This window comes from Clostridium pasteurianum DSM 525 = ATCC 6013 (genome assembly GCF_000807255.1).
Lineage (GTDB): Bacteria > Bacillota > Clostridia > Clostridiales > Clostridiaceae > Clostridium_I > Clostridium_I pasteurianum.
In genome coordinates this window covers 1,501,216-1,522,020 of the sequence record NZ_CP009268.1, presented here as the reverse complement: position 1 = coordinate 1,522,020, position 20,805 = coordinate 1,501,216, and the positions used below count along the sequence as shown (strand labels likewise).

The following is a 20,805-nucleotide window of genomic DNA, read 5'->3' as shown; positions in this document are numbered from 1 at the left end:
AAAATCACCTTTCCAGTTTAAATCTATTTTGTACGTTAAATCTATATATAATTATAGTAATTTACATGTTAACAGTTTTAATATATTATGTATAAATAGCTTAAGATAACTATTATAAATGTACATTTATAATAACAAAAAAGCTTTAATTTAAATTAAAGGCTGCAATTTTCAATTCGCAGCAAAGACATAAATATACATTAGTTGACAATTAGACAACTATGTGATACTGTATTGTTGGTTTAAGTTATAATTTTAATATATTTTATTTAATATATTGCTCACACTGCAGCATGAGCAATATTTTTTTTCATAAACATTATACATATCCTTCTAAATCAATTTCTTTAGATCTGTATGCTCTTTCCCAATCATTTGCTATTACTTCTAAAACATTCAACATTCCATCATATCCAAAATAAGCTTTATCCACATAAACATCCATATTTGTAGGTGTTAATACATCAAATGCAATTTTAACCCCAACTTCTTCTGCCATATATTTTTCCCAGGCAGATCCAAGCACTGCATCTACTCCTGAGTTTTTCAAAGTTTCCTTTATTTGATATCCATCAATACCAAAAGCTACTTTACTTGATAATCCAAGATCCTTTAACTCCTGATCCAATAATTTTCTTCCCTCTGGAGTATCAGATCTAATCAATATTATCTCTGGAATCATCTCTAATTCTTCAAATACCATTCTAACTAAAGCAATTCCCATTGTAGCATCAGCGGATAATGCTATTCTACAGTTATGATAACGAGGAATCATCATAAGAGCTCTTCTACGAAGAATTGTCATTACTTTTTCCTCACCTTTTTTTATTATTTCTTCAACTTTCTCACTAACACTAAAATATTCTCCGAGTCTGCGTAACCATTTAGAAGTATTTTTAAGTCCTACTGGTAAAGGTATATCATCTAGTATCAGAGGTACTCCATGAGTTTCTCTCATTTCTTCTGCAAACTGATATCCTACATCGTGACTTAAAATAATGTTAGCTGATGCCATACCTGCCTTTTCCAAATCATCAATAGATATATCCTTTGCCAATACAGTTTGAACTTTAATACCTAAAGTATTTAAAATATCCTTTACCCAATCTAAATCTGCCCACCAAGTAGGATTTATATTACCTTGAGGTGCAATAATATTTACACTTTTTTCAATTTTAACATCTGACTTCTTGATAAAAGGTAATAATGAATTAAAGCCCAAATCTAATCCATCATAGCTATTTCCACGAAATCCACCAGCCATAATTGGTATAAGCTTGGCATTAACTTCTGATTCCATATCTCTACAGATTCCTTCCAAATCCTCTCCTATAATATCTGCTGCACAGGTTCCAATTACGAATATAACCTTATTTCCAAAAGTCTGGTCTGCTTCTTTGATTAACCTTTTTAGCTTATCAGAAGCTCCCATTATAACATCTGATTCAAAAAGACGAGTACATCCTATCTTTCTTCTTGTAAAATCAACTTCATGCGTATCATAAGCTGCATTAACTGTTGCTGCACATCCTTGAGGTGAGTGAATCACTATACTTGCGTCTTTTATTCCTGCAATGACACCTGCAACTCCCTCTAAAGCACAACTTACAATCGGATCTTTACTATGGTTACATTGTTCAAAGGTTAATTCATCATACATTGTCCTCTCCTCCTTTTATGAGCATATACAGTACAATCAGGTAAATCCTGACTTAATTTAGGGGTTAAAGCCTGCCCGGAAGCCAAGCCAGCCTCTTCTTTTGGAAATACCATTTCCTTAAACACAGAACTTCTAGGTCTAAAAGAATACTTTAATGCAGTGTTTATACACTTAGCTACTTTTAATGCTCCTCTATATCCAAATCTTGGTCTGTTTAATATAGCATTTAAATCCACTAAAGGAATGTTTGGAAAACTTAAGGATGAACCAAAATATACTACAGATTTTGGATCAATTCCTCCAAGAAAATCTAACAACTCATCTTCGGTCTGCTTCATGGATTCGTATTTACCAAAGGCAAGAGTACCTTTTGTTATTAATATTTCAGGGTCTAAACCAGTTTCCAATAGATAATCTATACTAGTTTGTCTTGCTTCAGTACTCCAGGGATGGAAATTAAATATTATTGGTCTCATTCCAAAATCACTTTTTAACATGTGTGCAATAGATAGTGATTTTACAGCATCATGACCTTCTACAATTGCAATTTTGTCTTTTAATACTTTTTTACTTTCTTCAAATTCTTCTTTTATAGCTTCATATTCTCTTTCCATTAAAGCTTTAGCTGACTCTTCCATTTTTAGGTACTTTGCTGCTCCCATAATCCATTTTTCTGTAGCCGCAATACCATAAGGAAGTATTGTAGAATTAATAGGTGTACCATACTCTTCTTCCATTGACTTACCAATAGCATAACCAATATCAAGACATAGTCCACAGTTAACAGCTACACTAGGAGCTTTTTTTATCTCTTCCAATGTGCAATTTCCAGCAATAACAGAATTTATTTTTGCACCCATTCCCTTTATGAGTCTAACAAGTTCCTTTACATCAGTATCTACTTCTGTTCTTTCAGCACCCATTTTTCCGCCTACAATATTAACAGTATCAAGCATAGCAGCTTTACTCTCCTCAGTAGGTTTATCCATAAGTTTAACTATTTGCTTAAATACTAAATCAAATCCACTTCTATATTCCCCTGAAAAGCCTTCACAATGTATAGACATTAACTTTGCATTTAATTCAGGCTCCATATTATCCATAATTTCATCTACATTATCACCTATGATACCTGTGGCACAACTAGTTGCAACAAATATAACATCTGGTTTATATTTTTTATCTACTTCCTTAAGTGCACCTATTAATTCTTTTTCTCCACCATAGATTACATTTTTTTCTCCTATGTTGGTACTTATAATAGGTTCATAAGCAGCTCCACTATTACGGCAATTTGTGAGTTTATAGGCTTGTTTTACCCCATAGGCACATCCACTAGGTCCATGAGTAAGTATAACAGCATTTTTGATACCGCTTAAAATCTTAGTTGCAGTCCAAAATTTACAAGCTCTTGTATGACTTCCCTGCAAACTTGTTTTAATTTTACCCTCTTTAGCAAGCTGGTATAATTCACTGAGTGTTCCATGAAATTCTATATTTTCTGCTGTAATAGCCATAACATATACCTCCTTAAAAATTTTATTTTTAATTTTTTACCATACAATTATAAAATTTATATGTATAGCCAAGTTTCTGTTTAAAAACTTGGCTATACAAAAGTTTTAACTTATTAACTTATAGACTATCTTATGATCATGGACTACCAAACGTTTAGTATCCATTCTTTGTTGTGTTTATACTCCATATCTGTAAATAAAGTATTTGCAATAGTTTCTGCAAGGAATTCTGCACCCTTATAACCTACTAAAGGATGTTTCCAAAGTCCTGCTCTGTCGAAAGTAGGGAAACCCACTCTAACCATAGGAATATTATTATCTACAGCAATATATCTTCCTTTTGAATGTCCCATGATTAAATCTAATTTAAGACCTTCATTCTTTATTCTTTTCTCTAATTCCCACAAATCAGAATTGCAAACAACTTCTATATCACAATTAGCTCTTTTTTCTAACTCAGTAATTCTAGGATCTTTAGCGTACTTCTTGTTATCATCACCTAAAAGAAGTAATACAGGTTCTAACTCACATTCTATACAGAAATCTGCAAGACCCATTACTAAATCAGGATCTCCATATATAGCAACTTTCTTATTTGCAAAGAACATATGAGCAAGATCAGCCATCGCATCTATGGCTCTTCCACGTTCAGCAACTAGTGATTCAGGTACTTCTTTACCAGTAAGCTTACTTATGTTTTCAATGAACTTATCAGTATTTGCTATTCCAACAGGCATTGCATCAAGTACTGCAGGGACCTCAAATTCTTCTTCTAAGAATGTAGCAGCACTTCCACCTTCATATTTGCAAACAGCTATAGATCCTAAAGAATTAGCACTATCAGCTATATCTTCTATAGTTGTATTACCATAAGCAAGAGCAGATTTATCAGGCATAATTGGAGCATCGAAAGTTTCTACATCCATTAATATATTGCCTTCAACATCCATTTGAGCTAATATACCCTTTATTTCTGTTACATCTCCCGGATTTATCCATCCAGTAAATATATTTAATTTATTATTAGGTTTAGTTTTCTTAGCAAGCTCAGTTACAAATGATAGAACACCTACATCATAACCACTAACCTGACTTCCAGTATAACTAGGAGTATGCATTGGAATTAACTTAACTTCACAATCTGGATGTTTCTTTTTCCAAGCCATTTTTATTTTTCTTATAGTACCTTCAATATCATCACCTATAGTTTCCGTGGAACAAGTAGTAATTATAGGTAAAACTTTTAAATCAGGATATCTATTTATAAGTGTTTCTACACCATCTTCGATTCTCTGAACTCCACCAAAAACTGCTGCATCTTCATGTAGTGAAGAAGAAGCAATATCAAAATTTTCTTTATAGTGCTGAGCAAACATAAGTCTTACGAAAGTACAACAACCTTGTCCTCCATGAACTAATGCTATACAATCTTTAACTCCTATACTTGCATATTGAGCCCCACAAGGCTGGCAGTTGAAAATAGGATTTATTACACCTGTACGTTCTCTTTTTACTATTGAAACAGACATTTTATCACCTCTCGAATATTTTAGAAAAATTTAGCCTTTTTAGATATATAAGCTGCATAGTAGATCACATAAGCTATGTATATCCGCAGCTTAGGCATATGAAAATAAATAATAAGTCAAAGATGCGGCGGATATTTTGAATCATACAAGGAAACAGGTTCCGCAGATAGTGATGAGCTATCTAAGAGTTCTGTTGACGCAGTAGGATTCAAAATATACCAGCATACTGACTAGTTATTTATTTGAATGTGCCTTATATAGAATTTAATTTAATAGAATGGGACTCTCAATTCCTCATTTCTACATTTTGTTATTGAAACATCAACAAGTTTTGCTTTAACTCCGTCTAACAATTCATCTTTTTCACTTGCACTCATATCTTTTAAATAAGAGAATTTTTCTAACAATTGATCTGAAAGAATTTTTGCATCTGCATAATGACCCTTATCTTTAGGTTCTAAGTCTTTAACAGCTATTTTTTCTCCCGCAAATAATTTAGGGAGCATTCCAAAAACTCCATTTATATTTTCTGTTCTATCCCATTCTCTTGAATGAAATTGCCATAAGCATCTTTCCATAATAAATTCAAGTATTTCATCAACTTTCTTTTCCATAAGACTATACCCCCTGTGTAATAGCTTCTTTAGCTGATTCTCTGATATCTTTTCCAGCTAAGCCCCAAAGTGGAGAATTTATAGCATTATACATATCTCTAGCCATGTTTACAGATCCTTCAAATCCCATGTATGGTCCATTATGATATCCATGTCCATTTATATAAGGTATGTGCAATTTTTTAACCATTTCACCAACTCTAGGTCCTGTAAGAACAACATCAGGCTTAACCATATCTAATACTTCAAAGAATTCCAATTCATTTCCATCATCAATATAGATAGTACCTTTTCTTCCTCTTGAAATAACTTTTTCAAAGTCTTCCTGATGACCAAACTTAGATGACATAGCAACAACTTCCATACCTAGATCATCTTCTAAAGCTTTAGTCCAGTGCCATAATCTAGGACCACCAGTCCAGATGCAAAGCTTTTTACCAGCTAATCTTTCTTTGTACCACTTCATCTTTGCACCCCATTTAGCATCTTCTTCTGCAATTACTTGCTCAGCTTTATCTTCTATACCAAAGTATGTACCCAATTTCCTTAACCCTTCTTTTGCATAGTCATAACCCCAAGTATCAACATCAAGTCTTGGAATTCCATACTTTTTCTTAAGCTCATTAGCTATATATCCTGCAGATCTAGCACAGTTTGTAAGATTTAATTTAGCTCTATGCATACCTCTTAACGCATCATAAGTTCCATTTCCTGTAAAGTGAGCTATTACCTGTATTCCCATTCTCTCTAAGTAGTCATTCATAACGAATGTATCACCTTGGATATTATAGTCACCAATGATATTAACAGTATATTCACTCTTTATTTCAGGTTCATAAGTTCCTACTTTTTCCTTCATCCAATCTATATTGAATACATGATGTCCCATAGATTGACTTACACCTGCAAATCCTGGACACTGTACAGCGAATAAATCTACATCTTCACGTTCTTCTTCAACTTCTTTAATAACTGACTTTATATCATCACCTATTAACGCAGTAGCACATGTTACATAAACCATCATTCTCTTTACTTCTGGGAATGCGTCAAAAGCTTCATTTATAGCTTGTTTTAATTTTTTCATTCCACCGAAAACAACATTTCCCTCTTTCATATCTGTGGACCAGCCATATTTTAATTGGAAGTTGTTGTTGTCACTTGGATATCTTTTTGTATGCCAAGTATTATAAGTACAACCTATAGGTCCGTGAACTAATTGAATAGTATCTTTAAGAACACCACCGATAACTAGTTTAGCACCACAATAACTACAGCCTCTTTCTGACAAAGTTCCTGGTATAGTAGTAACATTAGATGCAGGTAGATACTGAGTTAAGTCTTCTCCGTCCTCTTTTATATAAACGTGTCTTTCTCTTTCCGGTATAGTTTCATCACATTTAAACAATTTTAATGGCATCTTCATACCTCCATTTTCATTTTTAATAATATTTATGAATTAATTATTTTTATTCTATATATCTCTAATCTAATATTGGTTAAATTATATAAATATACTTTATTTAATATACTGCTAATATTTATAACAAATAAATCCTATAGATCCATTAAACCATATTCCATTAATATTTCTTCAAGTCTGTCTTGAGTCATTGGCTTTGGTATAACGAACATTTGATTTTCATCTATCTTTCTAGCTAATTCTCTGTATTCATCAGCTTGTTCACATTCAGGATCGAAGTCTATAACAGTCTTCTTGTTGATTTCTGCTTTTGTAACCATCGGGCTTCTTGGTACGAAATGTATTAATTGACTTCCTAGTTCTTTTGCGAAAGCATCAAGTAATTCATATTCATTTGCAACTTTTCTACTGTTACAGATGATACCACCAAGTCTAACTCCACCGCTCTTAGCATATTTTTGGATACCTTTTGATATGTTATTAGCAGCATATAGTGCCATCATTTCTCCACTTGCTACTATATATATTTCCTGAGCTTTTCCTTCTCTGATTGGCATTGCGAATCCACCACAAACAACGTCTCCAAGTACATCGTAGAATACATAGTCTAAATCGTCTGTATAAGCTCCTAATTGTTCAAGCATGTTTATTGAAGTGATTATTCCTCTTCCTGCACATCCTACTCCTGGTTCTGGACCACCGGATTCAACGCATCTGATTTTTCCAAATCCATCTTTTAATATAGAGTCTAATTCTACATCTTCTCCTTCTTCTCTTAATGTATCAAGAACTGATTTCTGTGCAAGACCTCCAAGTAATAGTCTTGTTGAATCAGCTTTAGGGTCACAACCAACTACCATTACTTGTTTTCCTCTAGTTGCAAGACCTGCTGTAAGATTTTGTGTTGTAGTTGATTTACCTATTCCACCTTTTCCATAAATAGCTACCTGTCTCATTCAATCATTCCTCCTAAATTTGTTTGGCACATTTTATTACTCTCTGGAAAGTTTAGTTCCAATTTAGTAATTTCTGTGCTCTTTTGTTTGATTATATTTTAATTTTTAATACATGTCAATAATTTTTAAGCTTTTTTTATTAATTTATTTATATTTTCTTCAAAAAAATATTAAAATATAAATTGTTAACATTTACATGGTATATTAATATTATAATACATTTAAAATTTTAAAATTATAAATATACATTTTAATATAATATGATACAAATACCCTTAGATTATGTTTAAATTTAATTTTATATTTATATAGAATATATAGTGATACTCATTAAAGATAATATTTATTAAAAATATTTTGTGATTTTTAACAACAAAAAATCAAGCACAATAATAAATGCTTGACCATAGATACACAATTGAAGATATAAATCCATATTTTTTCAAATATAGTATATAGCAAATTTAAAATTATCAATATTTAATCATATATATGATATGCGCTGATTAATCGTTTACAATATGGTTTGTAAAAAAATTTCCTTCCTTATTATATATATAAGTTCTATACAATTATGTTTCTTAACGTTATATGATGTTGTGTTGCATCAAGCAAGCATATATACCATGTTATATATATTTACAATTCCCTATGTTTATTTATATAGAAATTACTAGTTTATTATACTGTTAAATCACATTTTAAAATATATTATTTAATTGCTTCTAAGTTATAAACTAAAATACACTTTATTCAATATAATTAACTTCACTTTTATAGTTTTATATTGACTAATGTAACGTTATGTTATATAATAAATTTAAATTAAGTTATAATTATTTATAACACTTTATATTTATTTAAGTTTTAAAAACTTCATTTAATAAACTTATTATGCAATTTTGCATTAATAAATAGATTATTAATCTCAATCATTCCTATAACTTAAGAGTAAAAGTATATTTTGTAATATTACTTTTACTCTCTTTTTTACATTTAATACAAAATATATATTACATTCTACGCATTGTATTTTTTAATTGATATTAGGAATATCATCTCTAATGTTTTATCAATGTCATTGTATTTTGAATTATTTTATATTACAATTATCTTAATATTTATGATTTTTTAATTATTTTTATTACTAATCACAATAAGTTGGTTATAATTTAAACTTCACAATATTTACAAACCCAATTAAATATTAACTAAATCACTTCGAATATGCAACTAAAAGGTTTAAATTTTTTAGTTAATTTAGTTAATACCTTATGAAAGGAGCACTAATATGTTACAAGATACAGCATTAACTCCTCAGGAAGTAGCTGATATATTAAAAATAGCCAAAAATACAGTGTACGAACTAATAAAAAGAGGAGAATTAAACGGCTATAAAGTTGGAAAAAAACTTAGAATTGATTTTAAAGATGTTGAAGCATATAAAAATAGATCAAAAAATCCTCAATTGACTCAATCTAATAACATTAATGATAATTTTTCAGATAATAATAATCCATTATCCTTTGAAACTCTTTCTCCACCTCTATATGAACCGACTTCGGTCAGAGATTTCGTAATTTGCGGTCAAGATGTACTATTGGATATTTTATCTCGTTATTTAGAATACAACCTTCACGGTTCACGTATTCTAAGATCCTATACAGGCTGCTATAACAGTTTATTCGCTCTATATCTTGGAAAGATCCAAGTTTCAACTGTTCACCTTTGGGATGGAGATTCCGGAGAATACAATATACCTTTTGTCAGAAGGATGCTCCCCGGCATACCCACAATAATAGTACATTTAGCCTGCAGAATGCAAGGATTTTATGTAGCAAAAGGAAATCCAAAAGATATAAAAAGCTGGGAAGATCTAAAAAGATCCGATATTTCCATTATCAATAGAGAAAGAGGTTGCGGAACTAGAATTCTTCTGGATGAGCACATTCGCTTATTGGGAATCGACCCTTATTCTATAGATGGATATTCAAGAGAATGTTTTTCACACCTTGCGGTAGCCAGCACCGTAGCCAGAGGTGGAGCGGATCTTGCTATAGGAAGTGAAAAAATGGGACTTCAAGTAAAAAATATTGATTTCATCCCACTGCAAAAGGAAAGGTATGAATTAGTTATAAAAAAAGAAGATATGAACAAACCTTTTTTTAAAGTTCTTATGGATATCATAAATTCCAATAACTTCAAGATGGAGTTAGAAGGTTTAGGTGGATATGATCTTTCAGAAACCGGAAAGATAGTGACAGAATTATAAAGTATATATCATATTATCATAAAATTTCAATTAATATTGTTAATAACGCTACTAATATGTTATAATATTATTAACTTAAAAATTAAATTGATTAAATAAAATCAATTTAAAAAATTATAAATAAATCTTACTAAATGTTAATTTCATATTTTCATTTAGTTTTGATAAAAATTTATTAACAATTAAAAGGAGAGTTCTTATGGTAAACCCAAAACACCACATATTCGTTTGTACTAGTTGTAGACTTAATGGAAAGCAGCAAGGTTTTTGTTACTCCAAAAATTCCGTTGAAATTGTAGAAACATTCATGGAAGAGTTAGACAGCAGAGATTTATCTAGTGAAGTAATGGTAAATAATACAGGTTGCTTTGGTATATGCAGTCAAGGCCCTATAGTTGTTGTATATCCCGAAGGAGTCTGGTATGGTAATGTAACTGCTGATGATGTTGAAGAGATTGTAGAGTCTCATATCGAAAACGGAGAAGTTGTTAAAAGACTTCAAATTTAGTAGATACATATAATAAATAATAAAAACACTATGTGGATTAAACACATAGTGTTTTTATTATTTTCTTTCTATCTATTAACTAAAGTTTTTTCATCATTAAATTGATTGTATACTTTAACTTCAAATTCCCCTTCAGTCAACTTTTTAACTTCAAACTTCATACCTAAAGTCATCAATTCATTTTCAATCCACTTGGGAATATGATTACAAACAATCTTTAATTCCCTGAAAGGTTTATTTTTAAGAAAAGGCTGCAATATTTTTTTTGAACTGATACCAGGATTATTATTTTGTACTCTTTCAAGATTTATAAAATACTCTCCTTGTTTTTCCAAAGCTATAGGTTCTATTACTGTATCCTGTGCTTTCCTTCTCTTAGCTTCTTTTTCTTTACTTTCTATAATCATTTCCATTAATTCATCTAAAAATTCTTCTGGATTTCCATCAGCTTCTGCAATAACAAAACCCGATTTTTTTAAAACACTATAGGGAATTCCATCTACCCTTTTTCCTAAAAAAATACTGCAATCCCCCAAATCCTCCGTAATCATTAACATTTTCTCACGGACAGCCCCCATTCCATTAGATGTACTCAGATTAAAAATAGTTTTGCTTTTAACTCTCCAACCTTCTTCTTTTTTTTCATATATAACTATCATTCCAGAATCATATACACTACCTGTATTTCCATCTTTTCCTACTAGCACAGCTACTTCATTAAACATAATTACCATCTCCTAAATTTTTATAATATTCTCTATAAATTTTTATAAAATATTTATAAAAAATTCATTAGCACTATCAAATAATTGATAATATTATTACATTAAATTTTTCATATATTCTATAACAAAAATTAAATCAAGCAAACATATCAATACAATTTAATATAAATTATATTATAACACCATTTATATTGCAATATATTATTTGTTTATTTATTAAATTATATTTATTTTTATTGCTAATTTATCAATAAAAAGAAGTTTTTTTATTGACTTTACATATGCAAAAGCATATAATCATACATAACATTATATAACTTATCATTTTTTATAAATTATTGTACATTTTATATTAAATTGAATTATTTTGTTTAAAAAACAATATTAGAAAGGAGAAAAAATGAATAAATATATTGATGATAAGTTAAATACCAGTTAATGCATCAATTTATTGTACCTGAACTAATTTTAAACTTCTATTAAAATTATACATATATCTTGGAATTATATAACTTAAGAAGTTCTATGAAAGGATGATTTAAATGGCAAAAAAATTTATTAGTATTATATTAATTATATCTTTATTAACTATTTTACTAACAGCTTGTAAAAGCGGTAACTCAGAAAATTCTGCAAAAGCAGAATCTGAAAAACCCAAAACTATTACCGACTCAGCAGGAAAGCAAGTTGAAATACCATCTAAAATAGATAATATTGCCGAATTATGGGGAGCACATATTGAAGTTTTACAAACTCTTGGAGTTGGTGATAAAATTATATCCACTACATTTACTCCTCAATCAAGACCTTGGTTATTTAAAGTAATTCCAACTTTAGATAAAGCTGTTTTCAGTGTGTTAACAAGTTTAAATGTAGAAGAATTGGTAAGTAAGAAACCCGATATAGTATTCATTCCCTCTGGCGATCCTAATGTGGACAAACTTACTAAAATGGGTCTGCCAGTAGTACAGCTTTCCTTTACAGATTTTGAATCCATGAAGAAATGTTTTACATTAACAGGTGACATCTTGGGAGGAGATGCTGTAGAAAAAGCTAAGAATTATAATTCCTATTTAGATAGCAAATTAAATATGCTTAAAGCTGTTACAACAAAAATACCTGAAGATCAAAAACCTAAAGTTCTGCATCTTTCTAGTGCTGATCCCTTTAAAGCAGATGGCAATAGCACAATCATAAATGATTGGATCGAAGTTGCCGGTGGTATAAATGTAGCAAAAGATATTAAAGGCAACAGACAAACTGTTTCTATGGAACAAATTCTTAAATGGAATCCAGATATTATTATTGTAAGCGAAAATATTAAATCTATAGATAAAATTACAAAGGATGAAAGACTAAAAGATGTTACCGCTGTAAAAAATGGTAAAGTATTCTTAAATCCAGATGGAGCCTTTCTATGGAATAGATACGGTACAGAAGAAACACTTCAAGTTCAATGGGCTGCAAAAACTATACAACCTGATAAATTTAAAAATATAGATATGGTAAAAGAAACAACAAATTTCTATAAACAATTTCTTAAATATAATCTTACTGATGAAGATGCACAAAGGATTTTAAATGCACAACCGCCTGCTAAATAACAAAAACAGTCGGATTTTAAATCCGACTGTTTTTGTTATTTAATCTTTTTTATTTACACTCATTACAAACTTTATGGCTTATGATTACTTCAAAGATGTCATCACCTGTTTTACTTGCATCCATCTTCATATTTAAACTTTCCAATTCATTTTGAAACCAAGGCGGTATATGGCTGCATAAAACTTTAAGATCATAAAAAGTTTTATTATTCAAAAATGGAAGCAGTACTTTTTTTGAACTGATACTAGGATTCTCTTCTTGCAGCTTTTTTAAATCCATAAAATAGCTTCCTGGTTTACTCAGTTCTACAGGTTCTAAATTTAATATGTTCTTTCTTTTAGCTTCTTCTTCTTCCTTTTTCTTCTTTTTCTCTTCAAAAATCTCTAAGAATTCATCTAAAAATTCACTAGGTTTCCCTTCCGCTTCTGCTATAGTGAATCCCGATTTTTTCAATACAGTATAGGGAATTCCTTCCACTCTCTTTCCAATGAAAACTTTGCAATCTTCTAAACTCTGTATAAGTTCCTCTACCCTTCTATGCATAGCTGGTATTCCCTGTTCTGTATTCATGTTAAAGATAACTTCATTTACTACCTTCCATTCATCTTCTTTCATATACACCATTACAATACCAGATTCGTATATAGAGGTAGTTTCATTATCTTTACCTACTAAAACACCTATTTTAGTATTCATTTATCCATCTCCTATCGTTATAATTTTTATGTCTTGTTAAAAAACAATAAAACATAAAAATTACGAAATTCATAATTTTTATGTTTTATTATATCATCTTTTTTAATATTTGTAATTAAAAATCACAAATTAATATAATTTATATTGTAATTCCTCAATAGTTGTAATAAAGATCACTTAAACTACTATATAAGATCTATATAAATTAGCTATTAATATAGTCTATTATAAACCTATTAATTTTTATTTAAGTACACTTTTTACTTCCCTTACAAATTCCTCAACATTTTTAATTGCTTCATCTTTATCCTTTGATTCATCTACCTTTTTTACAATAGCACTCCCAATTATAATTCCATCACAGTAGCCTTTTAGTTCCTTTGCCATTTTTGAGCTGGAAATACCAAACCCTAAAGCCTTAGGTATCTCTGCATATTGAGATACAATACTCATATATTCATCCAAGTTTGTCTTTATTTCATTTCTAACGCCTGTAACCCCATTAGTAGAAACACAATATATAAATCCACTGGCATTTTTAACTATGTTTTTTATTCTTTCCTTAGAAGTTGGAGCTATTAAAGGAATAAGACAAACATTGTAGTTATCGCTTATAGCTAAAATATCTTTTCTTTCTTCTATAGGTAAATCTGGTATTATAACTCCATCTATTCCAGATTCGCTGCACTCTTTTATAAACTTTTCAATACCATATTTAAATACTGAATTATAATATACTAAATATACTAGAGGCACTTCAGTCTTTAAACGTATTGTCTTTACTGTATCCATTATTTTAGCAATAGTTGTCCTATTTGCAAGAGATCTTTGAGAAGAGGCCTGTATTGTAGGTCCATCTGCTATTGGATCAGAGTATGGTACACCTAATTCAATAATATCTGCTCCCGCTTTTTCCATAGCATATACTAAATCAATAGTTGTATTCAAATCCGGATCACCAGCAGTTACAAAGGGAATCATTGCCTTTTCATTTTTTTCTTTTAATTCCTGAAATTTAGCTTCAATTCTATTCATTATAGTTCAACCCCCATTACCTTAGCTATAGTATTGATATCTTTATCTCCTCTACCAGATACATTGACAATCATTACCTTATCTTTATCAAGTGTAGGTGCAAGCTTCATAGCATAAGCTAATGCATGAGAGCTTTCTAATGCTGGAATTATCCCTTCTATCTTAGATACTTCCATAAAAGCATCTACAGCTTCTTTATCATTTGCTGATACATATTTTGCTCTTCCTATATCATTAAAATATGCATGTTCTGGTCCTACACCAGGATAATCAAGTCCAGCTGAAATTGAATAAGCAGGAAGTATTTGACCATCTTCATCTTGAAGTACATAAGTCATCATTCCGTGGATAACGCCAACAGAACCTTTTGTTATACTTGCTGCATGCTCTTCTGTATCAATTCCCTTTCCTGCCGCTTCTACACCTATAAGCTTAACTTCTTTATCTTCTGCAAATGGATAGAATATTCCCATAGCATTACTTCCGCCACCAATACATGCAACAATGTAATCTGGCAGTCTTCCTTCTTTTTCTAGTATCTGCTCTTTAGCTTCATCTCCAATAACCCTTTGAAAATCTCTTACCATAGTTGGATATGGATGTGGTCCCATAACTGTTCCTATAACATAAAAAGTATCTTCTATGTTAGTAACCCAATTTCTAAAAGCTTCATTTACTGCATCCTTAAGAGTTGCTGTACCGGAAGTAACTGAAGTAACCTTTGCTCCCAGTATTTTCATTTTAAACACATTAAGTGCCTGTCTTTCAATATCTTCTTGACCCATAAATATTTCACATTCCATTCCAAACATAGCAGCTATAGTAGCTGTTGCAACACCATGCTGTCCTGCTCCTGTTTCAGCAATAATTCTCTTTTTGCCCATTCTCTTTGCAAGCAGTACCTGCCCCAAAGCATTATTTATTTTGTGAGCTCCTGTATGATTAAGATCTTCTCTTTTAAGATAAATTTTAGCTCCACCTAATTTTTTAGTTAAGTTTTCAGCATAGTAAAGGGGGGATTGTCTTCCTACATAATCCTTTAAATAGTATTTAAATTCCTTTATGAAATTTTCATCCTTCTTTGCCTTATCATATTCCTCTTCTACTTCTATAATTGCATTCATTATAGTTTCTGGTGCGTATTGACCTCCAAATTTTCCAAATCTTCCTATCATTTAATATTCCTCACTTTCTCTATAAATGTTTTTATTTTATTAAAATCCTTTACTCCCTCTGTTTCTACGCCACTAGATACATCAACAGCAAAGGGCTTCACTATATCCACTGCCTCACATACATTATTAGGATTTAATCCACCGGCCAATATAAGATTTTTATTAATATTTAGCTTAGAGATAACCCGCCAATCAAAACTAATGCCAGTTCCTCCCTGCACACCTTTAACACTGCTGTCTAACAATACTGCTTCAATGTTATATTTGTTTAATTTATCTAAGTCCTTTTGGCATTCCTTTAGATTGTAAAAATCATTACTGTTTTCATGATTAATTTTATGAGCATCCAGTAAATCACCATTTTTCTCCTGTGTAGCAGTTTTAGGCTGAGTTAAATCCACTTTTATAGATACGGACTTCCAAAGCTCAAATTCTTTTAGAGAAGAAAAGTATTCTTCATCTTCCTTGCCATGAAATTGAAGCACATCTAGTTTTAGATTTTCAGCTATCTCTTTTACTTTTTTGATATCTTCATCCACAAAAACCCCTACGGTTTTTATATTTTTATTTAATTTGCCAATAAGTTCTTTAGCCTTTTCCATAGTAACTTGTCTCTTACTTTTAGCAAATACAAAACCTACGTAGTCTGGAAGAAGTTCATTCACATATTCTATATCCTCTAATCTTTTAAGCCCACATATTTTTATCTTAGTCATAAAAGCCCCCATTTCTATATTACCAGTTCGCAATTTGGAAAAAATTACATCCTTAGTGAATTATTTTCCCTTAGCCTTAAGTATAAAATCTTGAACAGCCTGGATATCCTCTATATTTCTCATAAAGGTTTCACCAATAAGTACTGCATTTACTCCAATGGATTTTAAATACAATATATCCTCTGGAGTTTTAATTCCACTCTCAGAAACGATAGTTATTTCCTTGGGAATATATTTCATAAACTTTTCAGTAGTTTTTAAATCTACTGTAAAATCTCTCAAATCTCTATTGTTAATTCCTATAATTTCTCCTTCAGCCTCTAAAGCTATTTCCAACTCTTCTATGCTGTGAACCTCTATAAGGCAATTAAGTCCAAGCTCCTTAGCTATCTTATAAAAGCTTTTTAATTTTTTACCAAGTACTGCAACTATAAGAAGTACGGCATCTGCCCCTATTTTTTTTGCCTGAAATATCTGATACTCGTCTACTATAAAATCCTTACGAAGTACAGGCTTTGAGGTAACCCCTTTAACCTGTGCTATATATTCATCGCTGCCCATAAAAAATTTCTTTTCTGTAAGTACAGATATAGCATCTATACTTATCTGTTCATAGACCTTTGCTATAGCTACAGGATCAAAGTCCGGCTTTATTATTCCCTTAGAAGGAGATGCTTTTTTTATTTCTGATATTATATTAATTCCAGGTTTATTTAGCGCAGCTTTAAAATCTCTAGTAACTATGTCTTGGATTTTATTTTCAAATTCCTTAAGAGGCATTTCTCTTTTCTCTTCTTCTATCTGTTTTATTTTGTAAGCAACAATATCATCTAAAATCATATTCTTACACCTCTTTACTGTACTCTACAAGTTCATTTAATTTTTCATAAGCTTTACCCGAATCGATAATATCTTCAGTGAGTTTTATACCTTGTTCCAGGGTTTCTGCAATTTTTCCTACATACAGTGCTGCAGCAGTATTTAAAACTACTATATCTCTTTTAGGTCCTCTTTTTCCTTTTAATATATCTATTATTATACCAGCATTCTCTTTAGCTGAAGACCCCTTAATATCTTCCACCTTTGCTAATGGTATACCAAGCTTTTCAGGTTCAATTTCATAATCTATGACTTTACCTTCTCTGATCTCACTTACATAAGTAGTTGTAGTAGTTGTAATTTCATCTAATCCGTCTCCGCCATGGACTACCATAGCCTTTTCACTACCTAATTTTAAAAGTACCTCTGCAAGAGTATGAGTTAATTCTTTACTATAAACGCCCAATACCTGACCTTTTACAAAGGCTGGATTTGTAAGTGGTCCCAGTATATTAAACACAGTTCGTATTCCAAGTTCTTTTCTTACAGGTCCCACATTCTTCATGGCTGAATGATATTTCTGAGCAAATAAAAATGCCATTCCCTTTTCATCAATTAATTTTTTTGCCTTTTCAGGTTCTATGTCTATGTTAATACCCAATTCCTGAAGCACATCTGCACTGCCGCTGCTGCTGGAAACTGCTCTATTACCGTGCTTAGCCACCTTAACTCCTGCTGCTGCTGCAATTATTGCCACTGCTGTGGATATATTAAAGGTTTTGCTTCCATCTCCACCAGTTCCGCAGGTGTCTATAACATATTCAGACTCTAATTTAACAATAGAAGCATTATCTCTCATAGCTCTTGCAGATCCAGTTATTTCTTCAACAGTTTCTCCCTTCATTCTAAGCCCTACTAAAAATGCCCCTATTTGTGATGGAAGTGCTTCCCCCTTCATGATTTCATTTACAGAAGAATAAGCTTCCTCCTCATTTAAATTCTCTTTATTACTTATCTTCTTTATTGCTTCCTTTAACATTACATATCCCCTCCACAAAATTCTTAATCATAATTTTCCCTTGTTCTGTAATTATTGATTCTGGATGAAATTGCAATCCATATATATCATATTTATTGTGTTTAAGCGCCATAACAACTCCGTCATCCAAACTCTCTGCTGTAATGGTCAGCTCTTTTGGAAAAGTATTCTTATCAACTACCAATGAATGATAACGCATAACCTTAAGTGGATTATTTATTCCCTTAAACATTCCTTCACCATTGTGTTTTATATCAGAAGTTTTACCATGCTTTATGTTTTCTGCTCTAACTATATTTCCTCCATAAGCATAACCTATGGCTTGATGCCCAAGACAAATACCTAAAATCGGTATTTTACCGCCATACTTTTTTATTACATCTACACAAATCCCTGCCTTTTCCGGAGTACCAGGTCCAGGTGAAAGTATTATTCCCTCTAAATCCATATTCTCTATATCTTCAACTTTAATTTTATCATTTCTTACAACCTTAATTTCGCACCCTTTAGGTGCTAATATTTCTCCGATATATTGATATAAATTATAAGTAAAGGAATCATAATTATCTATTATAAGTATCATCTTAAATCACCTCTTTCATTGCCATAGCTTTGTTAAGAGTTTCTCTGTATTCTGTTTTAGGATCGGAATCATATACTATACCTGCTCCAGATTGAACATAGGCATAATCATCTTTAAATACTATAGTCCTAATAGCTATACAGGTATCCATATTTCCATTGTGAGAAAAATATCCTACAGCTCCTGCATATATTCCCCTTCTCACATTTTCAAGTTCATCTATTATTTCCATAGCCCTTACCTTTGGTGCCCCTGATACTGTTCCCACAGGAAGGCAGGAACTTAAAGCATCAAAACAATTCAATTCCTTTTTCAATTCACCAGAAACCATGGAAACTATGTGCATAACGTGGGAATAGAGATCTATTTCCATAAATCTATCTACATTTACTGTTCCAAATTCACTTATCCTTCCAATATCATTTCTGCCCAAATCCACAAGCATTAAATGCTCTGCTTTTTCTTTCTCATCTTCTAAAAGTTCCTTTTTAAGTTTCTCGTCTTCTTCTGATGACTTACCTCTTGGTCTTGTTCCAGCTATAGGATTTGTTATAACCCTATTATCCTTTACGGAAACCAAACTTTCTGGAGAAGATCCTGCTATCTGAAAATCTTCAAAATCTATATAGAAAAGATAAGGTGATGGATTTTTAGATCTCAATCTTCTATATACATCAAATGGTTCAGAAGAATTTTTAAATTTTAACCTTTGGGATGGAACCACTTGAAATATGTCTCCTGCTTTTATATATTCCTTTGCTCTTTCTACAATTTCACAATATTCTTCTTCTGTAACATTAGATTCAAATTCTTTATTTAAATTAGCTTCCTTAAGAGGATGCAGTACGTTACCACTAATTATGCTTTGCTTTATATTATCAAGAGTTTCTGTTATTTTATTGTAGTCAGAATTATCCTCTGGAAATACATTGTATACAATATTTATATTGTGTTTAAAATGATCGTAACATATAAAAATTTTATAGAACATCAAGTTTGCCTCAGGAACCTTTAATTCATCTATATTATTATCTGGAAGTTTTTCATACTGTCTTACAACATCATAGCCCACGTAACCTATTGCCCCTCCTGTAAAGGGAATATTAAAAACTTCTGAATTATAATCTATATTTACATACTGTTTTACATAATCCAGCACTTTTCCATAAACAGTTTTAGTACCATTATCTCCAGATATTATAATTTCATCTTTATAACTCTTAATTGTCATATAAGGATCTGCGCCCATAAAAGAGTATCTCCCTATTTCTTTCTCAGAATAAACACTTTCAAGAAGAAATTTTTTTCTTCCCTGTAAATTATAATATAGAGTTATTGGAGTCAGTTCATCTCCATTAACTTGAAGACTAATTGGAAATGTTTTATGCAGCTTTCTTTGGTCATAAAATTCCTTTTCAGTTAAATTGAACATAAATTTCACGTCTCCTTTAAATAATAAGGCATGTGAAAATAAATAGTAAGTCAAAGATGCAACGAATATTTTGAATCCTGCAAGGAAACAGGTTCCGAAGATAGTGAGCTATCTGAGGGTTCTGTTGACGCAGTAGGATTCAAAATAAGCTAGCATACTGACTAGTTATTTATTTGAATATGCCTAAAATTAAAAAAGGTCACTTCGTCCTGAATATGGGACGAAGTGACCGTGGTGCCACCCATTTTAATTTTATATTATAAGTGCAAGATTCGAATTATACATTATCAATACGCCTAAGACATGCTATTGCTATCCTTCACTCATGAATGGAGTATGCTGCAACAATTAGTCATGGGAAAATACGATAATGTAAATAAAAAACACCTCATCCTTTTTAAGGACGAAGTGTTAAACTTCGCTATGCCACCTAATTACAAAACTTTTCTTTAACAGATACAGAAATAAAATTTCGATATCCTGTCTCTTTAACGGTAGACT

General features: G+C 31.1%; 18 protein-coding genes and 1 other annotated feature (1 of these 19 only partly in view). Of the genes, 3 read left to right on the top strand and 15 right to left on the bottom strand.

Annotation, left to right across the window (positions count from 1 at the left end; all coding sequences use genetic code 11):
• Nucleotides 1-319 precede the first annotated feature (319 nt).
• The 6 genes from CLPA_RS06915 to nifH form a co-directional block, all read right to left on the bottom strand.
• Nucleotides 320-1,660 (bottom strand): nitrogenase component 1, encoded by a 1,341-nt coding sequence (locus CLPA_RS06915; protein ID WP_003447882.1) that lies wholly within the window; start codon nt 1,658-1,660, stop codon nt 320-322.
• On the bottom strand, nt 1,645-3,177 hold the full coding sequence (locus CLPA_RS06910; protein WP_003447883.1) for a nitrogenase component 1: 1,533 nt from the start codon (nt 3,175-3,177) through the stop codon (nt 1,645-1,647). The genes CLPA_RS06915 and CLPA_RS06910 overlap by 16 nt, the downstream gene beginning before the upstream one ends.
• Before the next feature lie 143 nt (nt 3,178-3,320).
• Nucleotides 3,321-4,706: a nitrogenase component 1 gene (locus CLPA_RS06905; RefSeq protein WP_003447885.1), complete on the bottom strand. Its 1,386-nt coding sequence runs from the start codon at nt 4,704-4,706 to the stop codon at nt 3,321-3,323.
• Nucleotides 4,707-4,975: 269 nt separating this feature from the next.
• Nucleotides 4,976-5,320 (bottom strand): Fe-only/vanadium nitrogenase subunit delta, encoded by a 345-nt coding sequence (locus CLPA_RS06900; RefSeq protein WP_003447886.1) that lies wholly within the window; start codon nt 5,318-5,320, stop codon nt 4,976-4,978.
• A 4-nt stretch (nt 5,321-5,324) separates the two neighbouring features.
• The gene (gene vnfD, locus CLPA_RS06895; protein ID WP_003447887.1) at nt 5,325-6,740 is read right to left on the bottom strand and encodes a nitrogenase vanadium-iron protein, alpha chain; all 1,416 of its coding nucleotides are present in this window, start codon (nt 6,738-6,740) and stop codon (nt 5,325-5,327) included.
• 137 nt (nt 6,741-6,877) lie between these two features.
• Nucleotides 6,878-7,699, bottom strand: a complete 822-nt coding sequence (gene nifH, locus CLPA_RS06890) for a nitrogenase iron protein (RefSeq protein WP_003447888.1) — start codon at nt 7,697-7,699, stop codon at nt 6,878-6,880.
• A gap of 1,291 nt (nt 7,700-8,990) precedes the next feature.
• Between nifH and CLPA_RS06885 the strand changes: the two genes are divergently transcribed.
• Together CLPA_RS06885 and CLPA_RS06880 are read left to right on the top strand one after the other, a co-directional pair.
• A complete protein-coding gene (locus tag CLPA_RS06885) occupies nt 8,991-9,971 on the top strand; it encodes a helix-turn-helix transcriptional regulator (RefSeq protein ID WP_003447889.1) in 981 nt (326 codons plus the stop codon).
• Nucleotides 9,972-10,170: 199 nt separating this feature from the next.
• On the top strand, nt 10,171-10,479 hold the full coding sequence (locus CLPA_RS06880; RefSeq protein ID WP_003447890.1) for a 2Fe-2S ferredoxin: 309 nt from the start codon (nt 10,171-10,173) through the stop codon (nt 10,477-10,479).
• Nucleotides 10,480-10,547: 68 nt separating this feature from the next.
• Here CLPA_RS06880 and anfO (CLPA_RS06875) read toward each other — a convergent pair whose 3' ends face one another.
• Nucleotides 10,548-11,204 carry a Fe-only nitrogenase accessory protein AnfO gene (anfO, locus tag CLPA_RS06875; RefSeq protein ID WP_003447891.1) on the bottom strand — a complete coding sequence of 219 codons (657 nt, stop codon included), beginning with the start codon at nt 11,202-11,204 and terminating at the stop codon, nt 10,548-10,550.
• Nucleotides 11,205-11,746: 542 nt separating this feature from the next.
• Here anfO (CLPA_RS06875) and CLPA_RS06870 point away from each other — a divergent pair.
• On the top strand, nt 11,747-12,808 hold the full coding sequence (locus CLPA_RS06870; protein WP_003447892.1) for an ABC transporter substrate-binding protein: 1,062 nt from the start codon (nt 11,747-11,749) through the stop codon (nt 12,806-12,808).
• 49 nt (nt 12,809-12,857) lie between these two features.
• On the opposite strand, the gene anfO (CLPA_RS06865) is transcribed toward CLPA_RS06870, so the two are convergent.
• The 8 genes from anfO (CLPA_RS06865) to trpE all read right to left on the bottom strand — a co-directional run bounded on the left by anfO (CLPA_RS06865) (nt 12,858) and on the right by trpE (nt 20,304).
• Complete coding sequence (gene anfO / locus CLPA_RS06865; RefSeq protein WP_003447895.1) at nt 12,858-13,505, bottom strand: Fe-only nitrogenase accessory protein AnfO; 648 nt, start codon at nt 13,503-13,505, stop codon at nt 12,858-12,860.
• Nucleotides 13,506-13,748: 243 nt separating this feature from the next.
• A complete protein-coding gene (gene trpA / locus CLPA_RS06860; RefSeq protein WP_003447897.1) occupies nt 13,749-14,540 on the bottom strand; it encodes a tryptophan synthase subunit alpha in 792 nt (263 codons plus the stop codon).
• The gene (gene trpB / locus CLPA_RS06855; RefSeq protein WP_003447899.1) at nt 14,540-15,715 is read right to left on the bottom strand and encodes a tryptophan synthase subunit beta; all 1,176 of its coding nucleotides are present in this window, start codon (nt 15,713-15,715) and stop codon (nt 14,540-14,542) included. The genes trpA and trpB overlap by 1 nt, the downstream gene beginning before the upstream one ends.
• Nucleotides 15,712-16,431: a phosphoribosylanthranilate isomerase gene (locus tag CLPA_RS06850; protein ID WP_003447902.1), complete on the bottom strand. Its 720-nt coding sequence runs from the start codon at nt 16,429-16,431 to the stop codon at nt 15,712-15,714. The genes trpB and CLPA_RS06850 overlap by 4 nt, the downstream gene beginning before the upstream one ends.
• Nucleotides 16,432-16,491: 60 nt before the next feature.
• Complete coding sequence (gene trpC, locus CLPA_RS06845; protein ID WP_003447903.1) at nt 16,492-17,271, bottom strand: indole-3-glycerol phosphate synthase TrpC; 780 nt, start codon at nt 17,269-17,271, stop codon at nt 16,492-16,494.
• A gap of 4 nt (nt 17,272-17,275) precedes the next feature.
• Entirely contained in the window at nt 17,276-18,289 is a 1,014-nt protein-coding gene (gene trpD, locus CLPA_RS06840) for an anthranilate phosphoribosyltransferase (protein WP_003447906.1), read from the bottom strand.
• Nucleotides 18,258-18,872: an anthranilate synthase component II gene (locus CLPA_RS06835; RefSeq protein WP_003447907.1), complete on the bottom strand. Its 615-nt coding sequence runs from the start codon at nt 18,870-18,872 to the stop codon at nt 18,258-18,260. Before CLPA_RS06835 ends, trpD begins: the two co-directional genes overlap by 32 nt.
• A gap of 1 nt (nt 18,873) precedes the next feature.
• Nucleotides 18,874-20,304, bottom strand: a complete 1,431-nt coding sequence (trpE, locus tag CLPA_RS06830; protein ID WP_003447909.1) for an anthranilate synthase component I — start codon at nt 20,302-20,304, stop codon at nt 18,874-18,876.
• Nucleotides 20,305-20,700: 396 nt separating this feature from the next.
• Nucleotides 20,701-20,805, bottom strand: a binding site (T-box leader) (it continues 135 nt past the right edge of the window).